The 16,991-nt window shown below is 63.1% G+C and carries 17 protein-coding genes and 5 pseudogenes; 6 read left to right on the forward strand and 16 right to left on the reverse strand.

What is annotated here, in order from left to right; translation table 11 throughout:
- Nucleotides 1-3: 3 nt before the first annotated feature.
- The 5 genes and pseudogenes from H9L14_RS15960 to H9L14_RS10215 all read right to left on the reverse strand — a co-directional run.
- Nucleotides 4-623: pseudogene (locus H9L14_RS15960) on the reverse strand (glutamine-synthetase adenylyltransferase); the annotation flags it as partial.
- Nucleotides 587-2,131 carry a [protein-PII] uridylyltransferase family protein gene (locus H9L14_RS15965; protein WP_246444086.1) on the reverse strand — a complete coding sequence of 515 codons (1,545 nt, stop codon included), beginning with the start codon at nt 2,129-2,131 and terminating at the stop codon, nt 587-589. The pseudogene H9L14_RS15960 and the gene H9L14_RS15965, both read right to left, overlap by 37 nt.
- Before the next feature lie 297 nt (nt 2,132-2,428).
- A pseudogene (locus H9L14_RS10205) lies at nt 2,429-3,102 on the reverse strand (sigma-70 family RNA polymerase sigma factor).
- Between the two features lie 85 nt (nt 3,103-3,187).
- On the reverse strand, nt 3,188-3,334 hold the full coding sequence (locus H9L14_RS10210) for a hypothetical protein (RefSeq protein WP_187710010.1): 147 nt from the start codon (nt 3,332-3,334) through the stop codon (nt 3,188-3,190).
- 73 nt (nt 3,335-3,407) lie between these two features.
- Entirely contained in the window at nt 3,408-4,205 is a 798-nt protein-coding gene (locus tag H9L14_RS10215) for a response regulator (protein ID WP_187708015.1), read from the reverse strand.
- Nucleotides 4,206-4,559: 354 nt separating this feature from the next.
- Between H9L14_RS10215 and H9L14_RS10220 the strand changes: the two genes are divergently transcribed.
- Genes H9L14_RS10220 through H9L14_RS10235 form a run of 4 tightly spaced genes read left to right on the forward strand, consistent with a single transcriptional unit; the run spans nt 4,560 to nt 6,261 of the window.
- On the forward strand, nt 4,560-4,700 hold the full coding sequence (locus H9L14_RS10220; RefSeq protein WP_187708016.1) for a NepR family anti-sigma factor: 141 nt from the start codon (nt 4,560-4,562) through the stop codon (nt 4,698-4,700).
- Between the two features lie 21 nt (nt 4,701-4,721).
- The gene (locus tag H9L14_RS10225) at nt 4,722-5,282 is read left to right on the forward strand and encodes a hypothetical protein (RefSeq protein ID WP_187708017.1); all 561 of its coding nucleotides are present in this window, start codon (nt 4,722-4,724) and stop codon (nt 5,280-5,282) included.
- A complete protein-coding gene (locus tag H9L14_RS10230) occupies nt 5,279-6,001 on the forward strand; it encodes a histidine kinase dimerization/phosphoacceptor domain -containing protein (protein ID WP_187708018.1) in 723 nt (240 codons plus the stop codon). Before H9L14_RS10225 ends, H9L14_RS10230 begins: the two co-directional genes overlap by 4 nt.
- A complete protein-coding gene (locus H9L14_RS10235; RefSeq protein WP_187708019.1) occupies nt 5,941-6,261 on the forward strand; it encodes a hypothetical protein in 321 nt (106 codons plus the stop codon). Before H9L14_RS10230 ends, H9L14_RS10235 begins: the two co-directional genes overlap by 61 nt.
- A gap of 184 nt (nt 6,262-6,445) precedes the next feature.
- Here the strand turns inward: H9L14_RS10235 and tatC are convergent.
- The 9 genes and pseudogenes from tatC to argS all read right to left on the reverse strand — a co-directional run bounded on the left by tatC (nt 6,446) and on the right by argS (nt 13,407).
- Nucleotides 6,446-7,221, reverse strand: a pseudogene (gene tatC, locus H9L14_RS10240) (twin-arginine translocase subunit TatC).
- Entirely contained in the window at nt 7,218-7,550 is a 333-nt protein-coding gene (tatB, locus tag H9L14_RS10245) for a Sec-independent protein translocase protein TatB (protein WP_187708020.1), read from the reverse strand. Before tatB ends, tatC begins: the two are co-directional and overlap by 4 nt.
- 21 nt (nt 7,551-7,571) lie before the next feature.
- Nucleotides 7,572-7,835 carry a twin-arginine translocase TatA/TatE family subunit gene (locus tag H9L14_RS10250; RefSeq protein WP_187708021.1) on the reverse strand — a complete coding sequence of 88 codons (264 nt, stop codon included), beginning with the start codon at nt 7,833-7,835 and terminating at the stop codon, nt 7,572-7,574.
- A 25-nt stretch (nt 7,836-7,860) separates the two neighbouring features.
- Complete coding sequence (gene scpB / locus H9L14_RS10255; protein WP_187708022.1) at nt 7,861-8,439, reverse strand: SMC-Scp complex subunit ScpB; 579 nt, start codon at nt 8,437-8,439, stop codon at nt 7,861-7,863.
- The gene (locus H9L14_RS10260; protein WP_187708023.1) at nt 8,439-9,188 is read right to left on the reverse strand and encodes a segregation and condensation protein A; all 750 of its coding nucleotides are present in this window, start codon (nt 9,186-9,188) and stop codon (nt 8,439-8,441) included. The genes scpB and H9L14_RS10260 overlap by 1 nt, the downstream gene beginning before the upstream one ends.
- A 70-nt stretch (nt 9,189-9,258) precedes the next feature.
- Nucleotides 9,259-10,266 carry a beta-N-acetylhexosaminidase gene (gene nagZ, locus H9L14_RS10265; protein WP_187708024.1) on the reverse strand — a complete coding sequence of 336 codons (1,008 nt, stop codon included), beginning with the start codon at nt 10,264-10,266 and terminating at the stop codon, nt 9,259-9,261.
- Complete coding sequence (locus H9L14_RS10270) at nt 10,266-10,955, reverse strand: SPOR domain-containing protein (protein ID WP_187708025.1); 690 nt, start codon at nt 10,953-10,955, stop codon at nt 10,266-10,268. The genes nagZ and H9L14_RS10270 overlap by 1 nt, the downstream gene beginning before the upstream one ends.
- Entirely contained in the window at nt 10,930-11,700 is a 771-nt protein-coding gene (locus tag H9L14_RS10275) for an SPOR domain-containing protein (protein ID WP_187708026.1), read from the reverse strand. Before H9L14_RS10275 ends, H9L14_RS10270 begins: the two co-directional genes overlap by 26 nt.
- Nucleotides 11,701-11,705: 5 nt before the next feature.
- Nucleotides 11,706-13,407, reverse strand: a pseudogene (gene argS, locus H9L14_RS10280) (arginine--tRNA ligase).
- Between argS and H9L14_RS15970 the strand changes: the two are divergent.
- A complete protein-coding gene (locus H9L14_RS15970) occupies nt 13,309-13,539 on the forward strand; it encodes a hypothetical protein (protein WP_246444771.1) in 231 nt (76 codons plus the stop codon). The pseudogene argS and the gene H9L14_RS15970 overlap by 99 nt on opposite strands.
- A gap of 130 nt (nt 13,540-13,669) precedes the next feature.
- Nucleotides 13,670-14,221 carry a PEPxxWA-CTERM sorting domain-containing protein gene (locus H9L14_RS15975; RefSeq protein ID WP_246444088.1) on the forward strand — a complete coding sequence of 184 codons (552 nt, stop codon included), beginning with the start codon at nt 13,670-13,672 and terminating at the stop codon, nt 14,219-14,221.
- Between the two features lie 227 nt (nt 14,222-14,448).
- On the opposite strand, the pseudogene H9L14_RS10290 reads toward H9L14_RS15975, so the two are convergent.
- A pseudogene (locus H9L14_RS10290) lies at nt 14,449-15,604 on the reverse strand (deoxyguanosinetriphosphate triphosphohydrolase).
- Nucleotides 15,601-16,857 (reverse strand): tetratricopeptide repeat protein, encoded by a 1,257-nt coding sequence (locus H9L14_RS10295; protein ID WP_187708027.1) that lies wholly within the window; start codon nt 16,855-16,857, stop codon nt 15,601-15,603. Before H9L14_RS10295 ends, H9L14_RS10290 begins: the two are co-directional and overlap by 4 nt.
- Nucleotides 16,858-16,991: the final 134 nt, after the last annotated feature.

Consider the following 16,991-nt stretch of genomic DNA (forward strand, 5'->3'; position numbering starts at 1 on the left):
ATGCTCCCACGTCCATGCCTCGCCGCGTTGGTAGTTCAGAAATCCTTCCAACGAGACTGCGAGCATCCCCTCGCCCCCTGCGGCCTCAGGCGTGTGTCGACGTCGTAAAGCGGGCCCGCAGCCGTCGGGACGCTGATCGCAGCGGTGATCCGATTGGCCAGCCGGTTGTAATAGTCGGTTGCACTGAGCGGCTTCTTCCCGTCGGACATCGCGCCTTCGGGCGCATCGTAAACGTAGATGATGTCGAGGTCCGACGCGTGGGTCAGAGCTCGTCCGCCAAGACGACCGAGCGCCAAGATCATCAGCTCGCCGCCCTCGATCTTGCCGTGGGTCTTCGCAAACTCGTCCGAAGCTAGCTCGGCCATTGCGACGATCGTCCCTTCGGCGACGTTGCTGTAACCCATGGCGAGGTCGAGCGGGTCGGCGTGCGCGGCGATCAACTGCACACCAAGCGAGAAACGCCGCTCCGCGATCAGCCTTCGCGCACGGTCGAGGGCGCGGTCGTAGGGCTCTCCACGCATTGCGGAACGGAGACGCTCGGCCATGGCGTCGGGCTCGGGCGGAAGCGCGAAACTGGATTCGTCGATCAGGCCATCGAGCAGGTCCGGCCGTCTCGCCAGCATGTCGGCCAGTGGCGGAGCATGGGCCAGAACCAGCGCGAGATGCCGCGCAAGCTGCGGACGGGCTTCGAGAAGCCGGTAAAGATTGATCCCGCTCGATAGCCTGTCGACGATATCGGCCATGCGGTTGAGAGCGCGGTCCGGGTCTGGCCGGACGCAATTTCCCGCAACAGCGCCGGGAGCATCGCCTCGAACGCAGTTCTCGCCGCCGGCGAGCGCAGCGACCGGGCGCGTCCTGACCGCCAGTCCATCACCCTTCGAAGCGGCATTTCCGGCTCATTGAAGCCGAGCGACCTCAGCTCGTCGATCAGAATGTCGCCATCGTTGGACAAACGGCCTTCGCGGTCGGGCGCCAGCGAGTTGAACAACTGCTCCGCCCGGTCGACGTGTGGCTGGAGCAGCTCGATCAACTCCTCGCCGGTCGAGAGACCGTGAAGCTTTGCGACATTGTCCAGAGCCTCGCCATCGAGCGGCAGGAGGTGCGTCTGTGCGTCGTCGACCATCTGTGCCCGATGCTCGATGGTCCGCAACAGGACATAGGCTTCGGACAATGCGGAGGCATCTTCTTCCGAGATTCGACCCGCCGCCTGCAGGGCATCGAGCGCATCGAGCGTTGCCGAGGCGCGGACCGACAGGTCGCGCCCGCCGTGGATCATCTGCTGAATCTGGGCGAAGAACTCGACCTCGCGAATCCCGCCTCGCCCGCGCTTCAGGTCATAGCCCGGCCCGAGCTTGGCGCCCTGCGCAAAGTGATCGCGGATGCGGGCCGAAATTTCCCGAACTTCCTCGATAACCCCGAAGTCGAGCGACCGGCGCCAGACGAATGGCTGGATCGATTTAAGGAAGTGCTCGCCGAGCGGCCGGTCGCCTGCACAAACGCGCGCGCGAATGAAAGCCGCACGCTCCCAGGGAAGCGCAGAGGATTCATAGTGCGAGATCGCCGCGTTGATGGGCAGGACGATGGGGGTGACCTCCGGCGACGGGCGAAGCCGAAGATCGACGCGTTCGACATAGCCATCCGCAGTCCGCTTCTGCAGCAGCTCGATCATTCGCCGCCCGACGCGAACCGCTGCTTCGGATGGATCGTCCCGCTCGCGGCGCGGCATCGCTTCCGGGTCGAAAAGCAGCAGCAGGTCGACGTCGGAAGAATAGTTGAGTTCGCGACTGCCGAGCTTGCCGAGGGCCAGCACCGTGATTCCCCGGACCTCAGCGTCCGGAACCCGTTCGGTCAGCGCCGTCGCGAGCGATCGCTCGATCGCCACGTCGGCGAAATCGGACAGGTATCGCGTCGCCTCTTCGAAGCCGAGTTCGCCGGCCAGGTCGCCGAGCGCCACGGCCAACGCTACGCCCAGCCGGCGGCGGCGAAGCTCCGCATCGACAGTCGGCGCGCTCGCGACGAGTGCGGCATCGATGGCGGCGGTGCTGCCCTTCTCGAGGAATTGGTCGACCAGGCCTGAAAGCGATGCAGCGGCCTCTCTTAGGAACGGCGAGAATTCGCGGGCGCGCCTCAACGCCTCTTCCCGAACGGCAGTACCGTTCGGGGCTGAGCCTAATTCAGTCCGTCGCACTGAGGGCACGGTTTTGCGAAACCTCCGAGCCGGTTAGTCGTTAGTCAGGAACCATGGACACGGAGCGTCGATCCAATGGTGCAACGGATATCAACATGGACCGAAGAATAATCCGCGTCGATATCCCGCCAGCACATGCCGGCATTACGGCTGCCCTCCGGCGAGCATTCTCGCCGGTGAAGGAGGAGCCGTGCGAGCGCGATTTTTCCGATTTGCTGCAACGGCTGAACTAGCCGTTTTCTAGTCTTCCTGAGCGCCGACCGCGCGCTCGTGGTCGCGGCTGAGATCGTCCACTTCGTTCATGATCGTTTGAAGCGCGGACTTGTTCGGGTCGGTGCGGTGCTGGCGGCGTGACGGGAGCTTGCCGCTAGAAAGCAGCCCTCGAGCGCAACACGCCCGCGGGCGACCCGGCTCTTGATCGTTCCGACCGCACAGCCGCAGATTTCCGCGGCTTCTTCATAAGCGAAGCCGCCGGCGCCTACGAGGATCAGTGCCTCACGCTGCGGCTGCGGCAGGTGCATCAACGCACGCTGCATGTCGCTGAGCTCGATGTGGCGATCCTGGCTGGCGGGCGCCGCGAGGATCTTCGAAGCCGTCAGCTCGTCCCACTCGCCCTTGAAGCGCGCGCGGCGCATCTGGCTGAGGAAAAGATTGCGCAGGATGATGAACGTCCACGCGCGCATGTTGGTACCTGCTTGGAATCTCTTCCGGGCGGCCCATGCCTTCAGCAGCGTTTCCTGGACCAGGTCGTCGGCAAGGTCGCGGCTTCCGGACAGCGAACGGCCGAACGCGCGCAGATGCGGAATGACCGCCGCTAGCTGGTCCTTGAATTCCGGATCAGAAAGCGGAACCCACTCGGTCGTCGCAGCCGCACCCGCCTCTTCGGCCGTTTGTTGATCTTGTTCTTCGGCCACTAATCCCCGCCCGGTTCAGACAATGGGTATCCGGCTCAATATGAACCGGATGAATACACGTAGAGAATGACAGAATCGATGGAGGTCAGGTCGCCGCGATCGCGTAAATGATCGCGAACAATACCACCACCAGCGCCAGCGAGATCCCGAGAACGTAGCGCGTCATGTGAGGCGTTACGCCTGCGCGCGCCTCAGTGGTCGTAACCTGTTCCTGTCTCTCGTTGCTCATCATTCTCTCAAGCCATGCGTTCCACGGGCCAACGCGCTTTGTCAGCCCATGTTCCGCCAGCGTTACGGCTTAAGGGTCAGGCCGGCACCGTTGCTGCGTCGAAGAACAACGCCTGCGCTATGGCCGCCTTCACCGTCGACCGCTGGAACGGCTTGGTGATGAGGAAGGTGGGTTCCGGGCGGGTTCCGGTCAACAGCCTCTCCGGGAACGCCGTGATGAAGATCACGGGCACCGAGAACTCGGCGAGGATGTCCTTCACCGCGTCGATTCCGCTCGAATCGTCGGCGAGCTGGATATCTGCAAGGACTAGCCCCGGCGGGTGCTGCCGGGCCTGGGTAACGGCCTCGTCGCGGGTGACCGCGACGCCGGTTACATTGTGGCCGAGGTCGCGGACGATCGTCTCGATATCCATAGCGATGATCGGCTCGTCCTCGATGATAAGGACGTCAGCGAGCGTCTGGCGCTCGATCTCACCCAACGCTTCCGCAACGAGCGAGTCCACGTCCTCCGGAGAGGCCCCGATCAGATAGGCCGCATCGTCCGACGAGAACCCTTCCAGCGAGGTCAGGAGCAGCGCCTGGCGCGACAGTGGAGTGATCCGCGATAGTCGAGCCTGCGCGATACCTTCAGCGCCGGCGTAATCCTTGGCCGGCTCCTCGCCCTCTTCAACATTGGCCGTCGACCATATCGCGTGGAACGTCTTGTAGAGACCGAGACGCGGATCGACATCGCGCGGAAACTCGTCCGGCTGTGCGACAATCGCCTCGAGCGTCGCTCGAACGAAGGCGTCGCCATGCGTCTGGCTGCCGGTTAGGGCGCGCGCATAACGGCGGAGGAAAGGCAGGTGCGGTGCGAGTTCCTGACCCAGGGACATATAAACGGACTCTCCCAGTCGAAAGCGGGGTCTTTGGGCGTGCGTAACGGTTGATGCAACCCTTGGCCGGGTCGAGTCAGCAGTTACCGTACACTCCCCGCTGAGATGTGCTGATCGCTGGAACAAAGGACAAAGCATTTGGTTTCCGCTTCGCGCGGCAAAGGATTGCTGCGGGTTTATGGACGCAGCGCTTGGAGCCGCGTCGGGGTTCGGCGCCTGGCGTTGAACTTTCCTTAAACCCGTTGCACCTCACGAGTGGAACGCTAAACGAAGCGCGCTTGTACCCGCGCAAGGGGGGACGAGAGGTTGAGTGTTAAGCAGAAGGGCGGCTCTCATCGCGGTGCCGACAAGGCAATGCAGAAGACGTCCGACGAAAAAAAGAACCGTAAGCAAAGGGCCGGCGACATCGGACGTGCACTCCGCACGATCTACGATGACACGCTGCGAGAAACTGTGCCCGACGATTTCAGTGACCTGCTGGGGAAACTCAGCTGAGCCGTTGATGACAATCCCGACATGCTAAGCGAAGCGGCCCGGCGCTTTGCGGCGCTGCCGACAGCGGTTAAACTGCTGCTGATCCTGACTGCTGCACTGCTGCCGATCGGCATCAGCCTGGTCTGGGCAGCGAGTCAGGGAATTCGGGATGCGAACGACGTTCTTCGCTCACAGGCGGAAGAGCAGGCCCGGTTGGCTACACGAGGCGTCGAAAGCCTAATCGCTCGGAACGCACTTGCTCTAAGGATCGCCGCGAACGGGCGCATTGCTGACGGCGATGGAACCTGCGCGACCCTCGAGCAATCGCTGACAGTCACTCCCGCAGTCGCACGACAGTTCGAGCTGGAAGACACCAACGGTAAGCGAATCTGCGAAGTCGGGAACGTGCCCGAGACGAGCCGGCTTCCGCTCGTCGCGCCTGGCGACATCGCCTTACGAATCCTTCCCGAAGAAGAAGCCCTGACGTTTCGCGTCGGCGTGGCCGGCGGAATGGCGACCGGTTCCTTCACAAAGGCGGAGCTCCGCCAAGCGGCAGTGGACGCAGCCCGAATATCGAGACGCTTGCCCTTCGTGACGGGATGAATGAGCTGCCGATCCTGACCCCAGAAGCTCTTCGGCGGGGCCGGGAACAGCTCGCAACCAGTCGCTGGCCAATGGCGAACGGGCGGCTGGAAATGCTCGTCGGGACGAAGATCCCGATGATTACCACCGGCGATCGATTGCTGCTGATGCTTCCGTTCCTGATGTGGATCGTCGCCGCGCTCCTGACCTGGGTGGTCGTGAACCGCCTTCTGATCCGCCCGCTCCGCCACCTCAAGCGCTCGGTAGTCCAATACGAGCCCGGCGAGGGCGAATTCGTTCTGCCGCTAAAGCTCGGGCCTGCGACCGAGATTCGGGATCTCAGCGAGGCTTTCGCTCGAACGGTCCGCCGGGTCGAAGATTCGGAGCGCGACATGGCTGGGGCCCTGGAAGGGCAGCGAAAGCTAGTCCGGGAGGTCCACCACCGGGTGAAGAACAACCTCCAGGTCGTCGCCTCGCTTATCAACATACACGGCCGCACGGCCGAGACCCCTGCCGCGCGCGCCGCCTACGGATCGATCAGCCGCCGCGTCGGCGCGCTTTCGATCGTTCACCGCAACCATTTTGCGGAGATGGAAGAGAATCGCGGAATCTCCCTGCGCCCCTCCTCTCGGAGCTTGCGGCGGAGCTCCGCGCCACCGCACCGGAGTCCGCGCGCACAATGCGCATCGAACTCGACCTGGAAAGCGCCAACACCACACAGGACGTCGCCGTTTCCGTAGCCTTCCTTGTGACGGAGATCGTCGAGTTCGCGATGCTGAACACGCCCGAGGACCCGGTGGAAATCACGCTCCGCCGCACGAGCGAGCTGACCGCCCGCCTGACGTTGAACAGCAAGGTTTTGAATCCCGATGAGGAGGGGGACCGCGAAAAAATGCAGTTCGAGCGGATTATCGCAGGTTTGGCGAAACAGCTTCGTTCCGCCCTTGAACGCAAGCTTGGCCGCTACAGCGTTGAATTGCCGGTGTTTCCGCCCCGCTAAGAGGCTGGACGGGTCGTTACGGTTGCGACGAAAAAAGTTTCGCAAGCATCGGAACATCTGCGGAAGAAGGCGCGTTTTGCACAGTGGATAGTGACCTTTTGCCCCCCGCTCTCGCTATCCGCTTAAATGGGCCCGGAACCGCCAACCCTCCCCCCCCGGTGGCGTTTCCGGGCCCTCATTACATTCAGCTAGCCGAACCACCGTTCGCGGAAGCAGCTTCCTTGCGGCTTCGACGCCAGTGCGTCAGGCGGATCGCGAGGATCGCGAGCTCGTACAGTGAGTAGAGCGGCACCAGCAGCAAAAGCATTGAGACGGCGTCGGGCGGCGTGAGCACGGCCGAAACGGCGGCGGAGGCCACGATCGCATAGCGCCGCGACTTCGTGAGCTGCTCCAGAGTGATGAGACCTGCTCGCTCCAGGATCATCAGCAGGATCGGCGTCAGGAAGGCGACACCGAACCCGAACAGGAAGCGGGTGCAGAAGTTCAGGTAATTGCCGACACCCGGAAGCGCCTCGCGCTGGATCCCACCGACGTCACCCTGAAAGCTGAGCAGGAAGTGCAGCGCCCAGGGCATGGCGACGTAATAGGCAAAGGCGGCACCCCGATGAAAAAGAACGGCGTCAGCAGGAGGAATGGCAGCAGCGCCTTCTTCTCCCGCGCGTAAAGCCCGGGCGCGACGAACTTCCACATCTGGATCGCGAAGAAGGGGAAGCCGAGCATCAAAGCCGCAAAAAGGGCGACTTTCACCTCAACGAAGAAGGCCTCGAAGATGTCGGTGTAGATGACCTTGCCCTGGCCCGCTGCAAGCAGGGGCTGGACGAGAAAGGCAAAGATCATCTTCGCATAGGCAAGGCAGGCGAAGAACAGCACGACCAGCACGCCGAACGACAGCAGCAGCCGTTTGCGGAGCTCGATAAGGTGCTCGAGCAGCGGCGCCTTGGTGTCGTCGATGTCCCTCACGGCAGCTCGCGCTTGTCTTGAGGAGGATCGAGCGGAAGCGTCGGCTGATCGATTGCAGGCTCCTCGGCTTCCGCCTTCTGGGCCTCTAGAAGCGCCGGATACTCGCGCATTATGCGCTCATTCTCCTCGCGCCACTTCTGCTCCATCTCCTCTAGCTCGGCCTCCCGGATCATCGCGTCGATGCCGCTCTGGAAATGGCGTGCCATTCCGCGAATCTGGCCGACCCAGCGACCGACTGTGCGGAGGGCATTGGGCAGGTCCTTCGGGCCGATGAAAATCAGCGCTAGGACCGCGACGAGAACGAGTTCGCTGGTGTCGACGCCGAACATGCGGGCGCCTTCGACTAGAGTTTAGCCGTTTGTACGGTCGTCACCGGCTGGCGGCACGGAGTCGGTGGTGCGGCGCGGCTCCGGAGTCACATCGATCGGCTCGTTACGCGGCAGCGGGCGCGGTTCCTGCCGCTCGGCCGGCTTGTCTTCCTCGGCCATGCCCTGCTTGAAGCTTTTCAGGCCCTTGGCGACGTCGCCCATCATGGCCGAAAAACGATTCCCACCGAACAGCAGCAGGAGAATGATCGCGAGGATCAGGATATGCCAGAAACTGAAGCCACCCATGGAAAGAACTCCTTTGGCGGGCCTTCTAGTCGTCCTCTTCTTCGCTTTCCAGTTGCAGCTGCTCCAGCGCCTCGAAAACACCCTGGTCGAGTGGATCGAGCAGTCCGGCAGCCTTGAGATCGTCGATCCCGGGTAGGTCCTTCCGCGACCCAAGCCCGAAATGCGTCAGGAATTCCTGTGTCGTCGCATAGAGTAGAGGGCGGCCGGGACCTTCTCGACGTCCGGCCGTCCGCACCCAACCCGCCTCCATCAGCACATCGAGCGTGCCCTTGGAGATCTGGACGCCGCGAATCGCTTCGATTTCGGCGCGGCTTACCGGCTCGTGATAGGCGACAATCGCTAGCGTCTCGGTCGCCGCACGCGAGAGGCGGCGCGGCTCCTCGCGGGTCCGCCGCAGCAGATGCGCGAGATCGGGTGCCGTCTGGAAATGCCAGCGGCCGCCCCGCTCCACCAGCTCGATGCCCCTGCCGGTGTAGATTTCAGCGAGCGTAGCGAGCGCGGCCTCTACGTCACCATCTCCAGAGTAGCCCTGGATTTCCTCGATGGTGAGCGGTTCTGAGGATGCGAAAATCGTCGCCTCCACTGCGCGAACGAACTCGTCCATCAGGCAGCGCGCACCTGTAAAGGGGCAAAAGGCTCGTCCTGGCGGAGGTCAAGCCGCCCGCGGCGAGCGAGCTCAAGCGCAGCCACAAAGCTCGACGCCAGTGCAGACCGCCGGAAGGCGGGATCGTCGCTGTCGGGAAGGAATTGGCCGATTTCCATCCAGTCGATCGCCATGCCGATCATCTTTCCGACACGCTCGATCGCGTCGTCGAGGGTCATCACCGAACGCATGTGGACGACATGCATTGCCGGCTGGGTCCGGGCCTTGACCGCGCCATAAGCCGAGAAAAGCTCGAACGAGTTCACCTGCCATGCCGACTTGCGGACCAGTCGCAGCCCTTCGGGCAAGCCGCGCACGAACACGTCGCGTCCGATACGGTCGCGGCCAAGCAGCCGCGCGCCCGCCTCGCGCATCGCGTCGAGCCTTAGCAGCCGCATCTGCAGGCGAAGGGCGACTTCCTCCGGGCTCGGGTCCTGTTCCGGGTCCTTCGGCAGCAGCAGGCAGGATTTCAGGTAGGCGAGCCACGCAGCCATCACGAGATAATCGGCCGCGATCTCGAGCTTCAGTGCCCGCGCGCTGGCGATATAGTCGGTGTACTGATCGACCAGCTGCAGGATCGAGATCTGTGTGAGATCGACCTTCTGCGCGCGAGCTAGGTTGAGGAGGAGGTCGAGCGGACCTTCCCAACCATCCAGATTAAGCGTCAGCTCTTCGGAGCCGGCCGAGAAATCGAGCGCATCCACCCCCATGCAGCGAGACTAAACCCAAGTTCCCGGACTGCGAAGGGAAAAGGCCAGACTCCTGTGGATAAATCGCGACTCAAGCGAGGGCGAGCAGCGCGTCCCTCTTTTCGACCGCAGCCGCGAAATCGAGGCCGTCGTCCGGGGTGAAGGTCCGCGCCATCGCTCGCGCCAGGCGAACCTCCGCTTCATCCGACAAGGCTGGAACGGCTTTGGCGACGAGAATCATGTTGTCCATTTTGCCGTCGCAATGAAGGGCGACGTCGCACCCCGCCTTCACGCAGGCGGCCGCGCGCTCGCCGTGATCGCCCGCGAGCGCTTCCATCCCGATATCATCGCTCATCAGGAATCCATCGAAGCCGATGCGCTGGCGGATGATCTCGTGGATGACGATCGGCGACTGGGACGCCGGACGGTCCGCATCCCACTGCCGGTAGAGCAGGTGGCTGGTCATCCCCATCGCCGCATTATGGAGCCGTTCGAACGGTTCCATGTCGACCGCGAGCTCGTCCTCATTCGCTTCGACGATCGGCAGCTCGTGATGGCTGTCGACAAGAGCGCGGCCGTGGCCGGGAATATGCTTGATGACGCCGAGAACGCCGGCGGAATGAAGGCCGTCGAGGATCGCACGGCCGAGCGCCGCCACCTGCATCGGCTCCGAACCGAGAGCCCGGTCGCCGACGATGTCCGTCGCGCCCGGCTGGCGGACGTCGAGCATCGGCAGGCAGTCGACGTTGACGCCGACCTCATTGAGCATGAGCGCCAGCGCGCGTGCGTTAACTCGGGCTGCCTCGATCGCACTGGACGGTGCCCGCTGGTAAAGCCGGTCGAACGCCTCACCGCTCGGGAATGAGGGCCATTCGGGCGGACGCATTCGAGCGACCCTTCCGCCTTCCTGGTCGATGAGGATCGGGACTTCGGACCTGCCCGCAATCTCGCGAAGACCGTCGGTCAACCGCCGCATCTGATCGCGGTCGGCGCAGTTGCGCTTGAACAGGATGTAGCCAGCCGGATCGGCGTCGCGAAAGAAGTCGCGTTCGTCAGTAGTGATTTCGGTCCCTTCGAGACCGTAAATTGCAGCTTGCATCAGTTCGCCACGAAGCAGTTCTCGCCCGCAACCTTCAGGGCCTGACAAACCTGCTTCGCCTCAGCCGGCGACGGAGCCGCCGCTCGAAGGCGAATGCCGCCCGAGAACGGGATGATCATCTTGTTCATCGCTGCGACTGAAGGGAAGCGCGTCGAAAGTGCCGTCCAGGCCCGCTCGGCCTGCGCCCGGTTTGCGAAAGCCCCCAGCTGAACGACGCTGCCCTTACCTCCCGTTGGTTGCGGCTCAGGTTCGAGCTTTGTCTCTGTCTGGACGGGCGCAGGCTTGGGCGGGGCCATGGAGAACCCTGGTTTCGGTTCGGCCTGCGGTTTGGGTGCCACGACGGCCTCCTCCGGCGACTTGCTAAGGTCGAGCTGGGCGTCGGTGTCCTGCCCCGCGCTCGTCTCGAACGCCGTCTCGCTTTCGCCGGCCACGTCGAGTCCGCCCGGGTCGGTTGGCTTGACCTTGTATGGTCCCGGCTCCGCGCGGATCAGCTCAGGCGCGCCGCTACCCTCCCCGCCATCCCGCTGCCCGAGCCAGAAGAAGGTACCTGCGACGAGACCTACCGCGAGCACAACGACGAGCAGCGCCGCAAGCATGCGCCGGGCCGGAACTCCGCCGGGACCATCCTCGTCGTCGACCGCCTCGAGCCAAGGCAGCTGCTCGTCATAAGCCTGCCGGCTGTCGCTCATCCCCGCTTCCCTTCCGCGCTCCCGCTAGGTCAACCACGACGCAACTCTGGCCGATCGCCCTCATCCGCTGGCAAAGCACTTCGGAATGAGCCTGTGAAGTGGTCCCGATCTGGAGCCGATAATAAACACGGCCATTCCGCAGCGACGGGATATCGGTGACGACCGCCGGAAGCTTCTTCATCGCCGGAAACGAGCGAGCGAGCTTTGCCCAGGCCTGCTTGCCCTGGCGAAGGCTCGAATAGGTGCCAACACGAACCATCCGGCCTGAAGCAGCGGACGAGTCCCAGGGATTGGAGAATTCGAGAGGCTTGCGCTCGGGAGCAGTCGTCTTGGCCGGAGCACTTGGCTCGATGCCGATCGTTACAGTCGGATTGGCCACGCGCTTCAGAGCCGGCTCGGAATTGAGCGTGGGCTGCACGTCTTCCTGCATCCGAATTACGACGGGCGCCGGTGCCGGCGTTGGCTCGACTTCACGCATCGGCGCGAGCCCCGGCGCCTGGCGAGGCGGCTGGACCGGCTGTGGCGCAGGAAGTGGGGTTGAGACGGCTTCCGGCTGACTTTCCGTGACCGGCGTTTCCGGCGACCACGAGCGGGTCATCCCGAACCAGAAGGACAGGACCGCAATCGCAACCATCCCGACGACCAGGAGCGGAACGGTCCAAAGACGGCCCGATGGCCTCTTGGGAGCCTTCTCGTCGGTCAGCCAGGGAAGCCGGTCGGCATCCCGTGCAATCGTGTCTGCCATAACCCTCAGCGCATTTCCTCGGTCGCGGTCACGCCCATCAATGCGAGTCCGCTACGGATAACCTGCCCGATGCCTAGCGCGAGTTCCAGTCGCGCGCGAGAGAGTTGTGGATTGTTTTCAACAAGAAAGCGTCGATCGGGATCGTCGTTGCCGCGATGCCACAGAGCGTGAAATGCCGCGGCAAGATCGTAGAGGTAGAAGGCAATCCGATGCGGCTCGTGAGCCATGGCCGCGGCCTCGACGGTCCGCGGGTATTGCGCAGCCAATTTGACCAGCGCGATCTCCTCCTCGTCGAGCAGATTGAGATCGGCCGGCGTGTCCAGGCTGACCCCGGCGTCCGCTGCCTTCCGCTTCAAAGAGCTGATCCGCGCGTGGGCATATTGGACGTAAAAGACCGGATTGTCCTTCGACGCTTCGACGACCTTGGCGAAGTCGAAGTCGAGCGGCGCATCGGCCCGGCGGGTCAGCATGATGAAGCGCACGACATCCTTGCCAACCTCGCGGACAACGTCCGCCAGCGTCACGAAGGAACCCGACCGCTTGGACATCTTCACCGGCTCACCAGCGCGGAACAGGCGGACCATCTGGATCAGCTTCACGTCAAGATCGACGCGGCCGTCTGTCAACGCGTTCACGGCGGCCTGGACGCGTTTGACGGTTCCCGCGTGGTCTGCGCCCCAAATGTTGACGAGGTGGTCGGCGTTCTGCGCCTTCTGGAAATGGTAAGCGGCGTCGGCTCCGAAATAGGTCCAGCTTCCGTCCGACTTCTTCATCGGCCGGTCCTGATCGTCGCCGAACTGGCTCGAGCGGAACAGGGTCAGTTCGACCGGCTCCCACTCGTCGTGCGGATCGAGGCTCTTCGGCCGTTCCAATTCGCCTTCGTAGACGAGGCCCTTGTCGCGCAGGACCTCCATCGCTTTCTCCACCGCCCGGACTTCTGAAGCTTGTCCTCGGACGCGAAATGGTCGTGATGGATCCCAAGCAGGCCGAGGTCGTGCTTGATAAGGTCGAGCATCGCGGCAACCCGCGCTCGCGGAATGTCGCCAGCCATTCGTTCTCGGGCAGCTTGGCATAACGATCGCCGAATTCGGCTGCGAGCTGCTCGCCGACAGGAACGAGATAGTCGCCCGGATATAGACCTTCGGGGATCTCGCCGATACCTTCGCCGAGTGCCTCGCGGTACCGCATGTGCAGCGAGCGGGCGAGGACATCGACCTGCGCGCCCGCGTCGTTGAGGTAGTATTCCTTGGTGACCCGGAAGCCGGCGGCCTCCAGAAGCCGAGCCAGCGCATCGCCGACCACTGCGCCGCGGCAATGGCCCACGTGCATCGGACCGGTCGGATTGGCCGAGACATATTCGACGTTGACCCGTTCGTTCTTGCCGATGTTCGACAGACCGTAATTCTCGCCCTGCGCGAGAATGGCCTCGAGCTCGTTCCGCCAGGCGCCGGGCGACAGTCGCATATTGATGAAACCTGGCCCCGCGACTTCGACTGAAGTCACATCTGGCAGTTCCTTCAGATTCGGAGCGATCGCTTCGGCTAGCGCGCGCGGGTTCGCCCCTGCGCCTTTTGCCAACACCATTGCTGCATTGGTCGCGAGATCCCCGTGCGAAGGATCGCGAGGCGGCTCGACCGCCACGGCACGGCGGTTGATTTCCGCGGGCAGGACACCCTCGGACTGAAGCTGGTCGAGCACTTCGTCCAGAAGCGCGGCATATCGGGCGTAAAGGCTCAATTCGGTCACCAAATTCGGAAAGCGCGGCCTCTAGCGCACGCCCTTCGCCGCGTCACCATCACGGTCCAAAAACCGCATTCGTCCCGTTTTGGTACGTTATAATTGCGTCGGGTAAATTTAAGTTAAACTTATGGTTAACAAGTTCTCAAATTTGCAGTAAATTCCGCCAGCTAGACGATTCGCTGCGCTGGAGGGAGCGCGAGTCCCGGCATGTGAAAAGGGGACTATTGTTATGAAACTCGCTCTAAAGGCAGGTATCGCCGCTCTTGCGTTGTTTTCCGCAGCACCTGCTTCAGCCGCGCTTACGGTTGTCTCACCATGCGATGCGACGAGAACCAATCCCGATGCAGTCGCCTGCGCAGGCTACTATGACGGGAATCTGCTCAACAACGCAGACATTGGCGACATCAACGCTGCACTGGACGTTCTAGGCGGCGGAAGCTTCGAGGACGTCATTTGGTCTGATATCGAAGATACGAAAGCATTCTTCGACGAATCCGGCGGAGTTCTGACCTTTGACACAGCGCTGATTGGCCAACAGATCCTCGGCATCCATTTCGGCGGTGCCGGCGAGTTCCAGAACAGCGTGACCGTCTTCTATCTATTCGATTTCGCATCGCCAACGACCAGCATTACGTTGAATCAGAACGGCTTCTCCGATGCCGTACTCATCGGCGGGGCAGTTCCCGAGCCGGCGACATGGGCGATGATGCTGCTGGGGTTCGGTGCGATTGGCTTCGCAATGCGCCGGCATCGCCGGGAACTCATGCCTCAGGTGGCATAGCAACAGCGTTAAGCACGCCAATTCCAGCTGGTCCCTATAGTGACATGCAGTAGAGCGACCCGCTTCTTCCAGATTGATCTGGGAGAAGCGGGCGCTCGCTTATGGGGCCCGCCGCCTTCACGCGACACCGGGGTGACGGGTCCCACCCGTGCCATCGTCTAGCAGAATGACTGCACTTATGGGGTCCGTTACTCGGTGAGCGACGCGAGGGGCGGACCCCACCAAACTTAGAAGCGATCAGGTAGGTACACTGGCCCGACCAGCTCCTCATGGCGAGCTACCGCGAACCTGTCGGTCATTCCCGCAATGAAATCGCCGATGGTGCGAAGCCGTTGGGTTTCGTCTCCCTCGCTTCGCCAATTGTCTGGCAGCAACGACGGGTCATCGCGGTAAGCAGCGAAAAGATTGGACACCACACGCTGCGCCTCGACCCTGATCGGGATGAGCTCGGGCGCATTATAGAGCCGCTCGTACAGGAAACGCTTCAGCGTGCACTCCTCGTCTGCGAGGCTCGCTGAAAACCCGGCAAGCGGCTGACCGGCTGCTCTAACCTCATCGCATGTCTCGACTCCGGCATCGGCAACCCGCCGCCTCGTCTCCGCGATCAGGTCCCCAACCATCGATCCAATCTGGTCTCTCACCAATGCCCGCAACTTCTTCTCGTCCGACAGACCGGGATGGCGCTGGTCGATCGGATCCCAATGGCGCCGCACGATCGGTAACTCGACCAGCTCGTCTAGGTTGAGCAGTCCGGCGCGAATTCCATCGTCAATGTCGTGATTGTCGTAAGCGACATCGTCGGCGACCGCGGCGACCTGCGCCTCTAGCGACGGCCAGCTTCCTAGCTCCAGATCGAAGTCCGCGTTGGCCTCGGCCAGTGCCCAGGATGGATTGCGGATCGGACCATTATGTTTGGCGAGGCCCTCGAGGGCTTCCCAGCTGAGATTGAGCCCATCAAAGCCCGGATAGGGCGTCTCCAGCTTCGTCACGAGCCGAATGCTGTGGGCGTTGTGATCGAAGCCGCCGGCATCCGTCATCGCCGCTTTCAGCGCGTCCTCGCCGGCATGGCCGAACGGCGGATGCCCGAGGTCATGCGCCAGGCAGAGCGCTTCCGTCAGATCCTCATTCAGGCCGAGAGCCCGGGCAATCGTTCGGCCGATCTGCGCTACTTCGATGCTGTGCGTGAGCCGGACCCGGTAATGGTCGCCATCGGGGCAACGAAAACCTGAGTCTTGTGCCGAAGTCGCCGGAACGAGACCGAGTGGATGATGCGATCGCGGTCGCGCTGAAAAATATCGCGGGGCCACGCGGCCCGGCGTCGACTTCCGGATGGGCCCTGCCGCGCGATGATGACGGTTGCGCGGCTAGAGCATCGAGCATCATTCGGAGGGCAGTTTCCTGATGGCCTGGCCGGGTTGGCTGGTCCACGTAAAGGCGGGGATGTGAACCGACGCAAGGTCCTCAGTAAAAATTGTCGCTTCTTCGTTGTTGCGGAACGGACCGATCAGCAGGCGTGCCTTGCCACGCTCTTCCGAGATATACCCGCTAATTCCCTCGAACAGCTCGCGGTTGCGGTTCTTCATGCGAGAGAATTGTTCAGGGAGTGCCGTCGAGTTCGGTCCGCTGGCCAGCTGGATCCACAGCTTGCGAGTGGTTGTGAGGGACGTGTCCACGCCAGTTCGCACGGGCACGGAAAATTGCGGAACGGACGCCGCGGCGACCTGCTGCGTCGGGGCGGCCGGGGTTGCGGGTAGCGTCGTATTCCCTTGCGTCGCCTCCGAAAGCCACTTCTCGATCGAGCCGATCCGGTCGTCGTCGGCGTCGTCGCTTCGCCTCGCATTCTTCTGGATGATGTTGACGGGGTTCATCGACACTGGCGGCGGCGACGCGGAAGCGACTTGTGTGCCGGAATCGGGGAAGATGCCGAGATTGACCGCAGCAGCCTTCTGGTCGGAACGAAGCTCCGGCAACTTACGGAAGAAATAGGCCATGTTCGCCGACGAGCCGGGCATTGCCGCTTCGATCGCATTCTTGGCGCCGCTCGAATCCCCGGTCAGCGCAAGAACGAAGGCGCGGCAGCGGGCGCCTGCGGCATCGCCTCGCGCCATCAAGGGAGACAGCATCGCCAAGGCATCGGCCTTCTTGCCGGTGATCGCGAGGCTAAGCGCGAGCCTGCGGCGCGCTTCGTCGCCATCCTGCCCGGACAAGGCCGCACGATAATCCGCCTGTGCCTGCGAATGCTGGCCGACCAGGTCGTACGCGAGCCCACGGTCGGCACCGATCATCGACTGGGTTGCGCCACGCTGCGCCGCACGGCTGAAGTATTGCAGTGCTCCGCTACCGTCGCCCTCCTGCGCGAGAGCTGCGCCCATGCCTGCTTGCGCGAGCGGACTGTCCGGCCAGACCTCGTCGGCGCGGCCGAAGAAGCCCGCGGCTGCCTGGGTATCGCCAAGCGCAAGCGCAGCCCGCCCGGCGCCGATGAGGGCGTTGAAGCTTCTCGGGTTGGTGGCAAGTTCCTTCATATTGCGGGCGAGCGCATCCGAGGGACTTTCGCCCCGGACACCGACCGCAACCTGCGCGTCAGCCTGCGCGGGAACACCCGCGAGCACTGCGCCAACACTTGCCAGAATGACCACCGCTATACGCACGCGGCTGGACCGACCTTTCGCCATGGGACCCCCATGACGGCTTGGAGCTTGCGCAAAGCTTGCTCGCTAGAGGGTTAACGCCGAGGCGTGGCGAGCGGACGGCAAGCCGCCTGCTCGCTGAG

Origin of the sequence: Sphingomonas sediminicola (assembly GCF_014489515.1) — a bacterium.
GTDB classification, from domain to species: Bacteria; Pseudomonadota; Alphaproteobacteria; order Sphingomonadales; family Sphingomonadaceae; genus Sphingomicrobium; species Sphingomicrobium sediminicola.

Bases quoted from the DNA above. Each gene is read 5' to 3' on its own strand.
- H9L14_RS10210 (WP_187710010.1), bottom strand. From the start codon at position 3,334: ATGATGAGCAACGAGAGACAGGAACAGGTTACGACCACTGAGGCGCGC.
- H9L14_RS10215 (WP_187708015.1), bottom strand. From the start codon at position 4,205: ATGTCCCTGGGTCAGGAACTCGCACCGCACCTGCCTTTCCTCCGCCGT.
- H9L14_RS10220 (WP_187708016.1), top strand. From the start codon at position 4,560: ATGCAGAAGACGTCCGACGAAAAAAAGAACCGTAAGCAAAGGGCCGGC.
- H9L14_RS10225 (WP_187708017.1), top strand. From the start codon at position 4,722: ATGCTAAGCGAAGCGGCCCGGCGCTTTGCGGCGCTGCCGACAGCGGTT.
- H9L14_RS10230 (WP_187708018.1), top strand. From the start codon at position 5,279: ATGAATGAGCTGCCGATCCTGACCCCAGAAGCTCTTCGGCGGGGCCGG.
- H9L14_RS10235 (WP_187708019.1), top strand. From the start codon at position 5,941: ATGCGCATCGAACTCGACCTGGAAAGCGCCAACACCACACAGGACGTC.
- tatB (WP_187708020.1), bottom strand. From the start codon at position 7,550: ATGTTCGGCGTCGACACCAGCGAACTCGTTCTCGTCGCGGTCCTAGCG.
- H9L14_RS10250 (WP_187708021.1), bottom strand. From the start codon at position 7,835: ATGGGTGGCTTCAGTTTCTGGCATATCCTGATCCTCGCGATCATTCTC.
- scpB (WP_187708022.1), bottom strand. From the start codon at position 8,439: ATGGACGAGTTCGTTCGCGCAGTGGAGGCGACGATTTTCGCATCCTCA.
- H9L14_RS10260 (WP_187708023.1), bottom strand. From the start codon at position 9,188: ATGGGGGTGGATGCGCTCGATTTCTCGGCCGGCTCCGAAGAGCTGACG.
- nagZ (WP_187708024.1), bottom strand. From the start codon at position 10,266: ATGCAAGCTGCAATTTACGGTCTCGAAGGGACCGAAATCACTACTGAC.
- H9L14_RS10270 (WP_187708025.1), bottom strand. From the start codon at position 10,955: ATGAGCGACAGCCGGCAGGCTTATGACGAGCAGCTGCCTTGGCTCGAG.
- H9L14_RS10275 (WP_187708026.1), bottom strand. From the start codon at position 11,700: ATGGCAGACACGATTGCACGGGATGCCGACCGGCTTCCCTGGCTGACC.
- H9L14_RS15975 (WP_246444088.1), top strand. From the start codon at position 13,670: ATGAAACTCGCTCTAAAGGCAGGTATCGCCGCTCTTGCGTTGTTTTCC.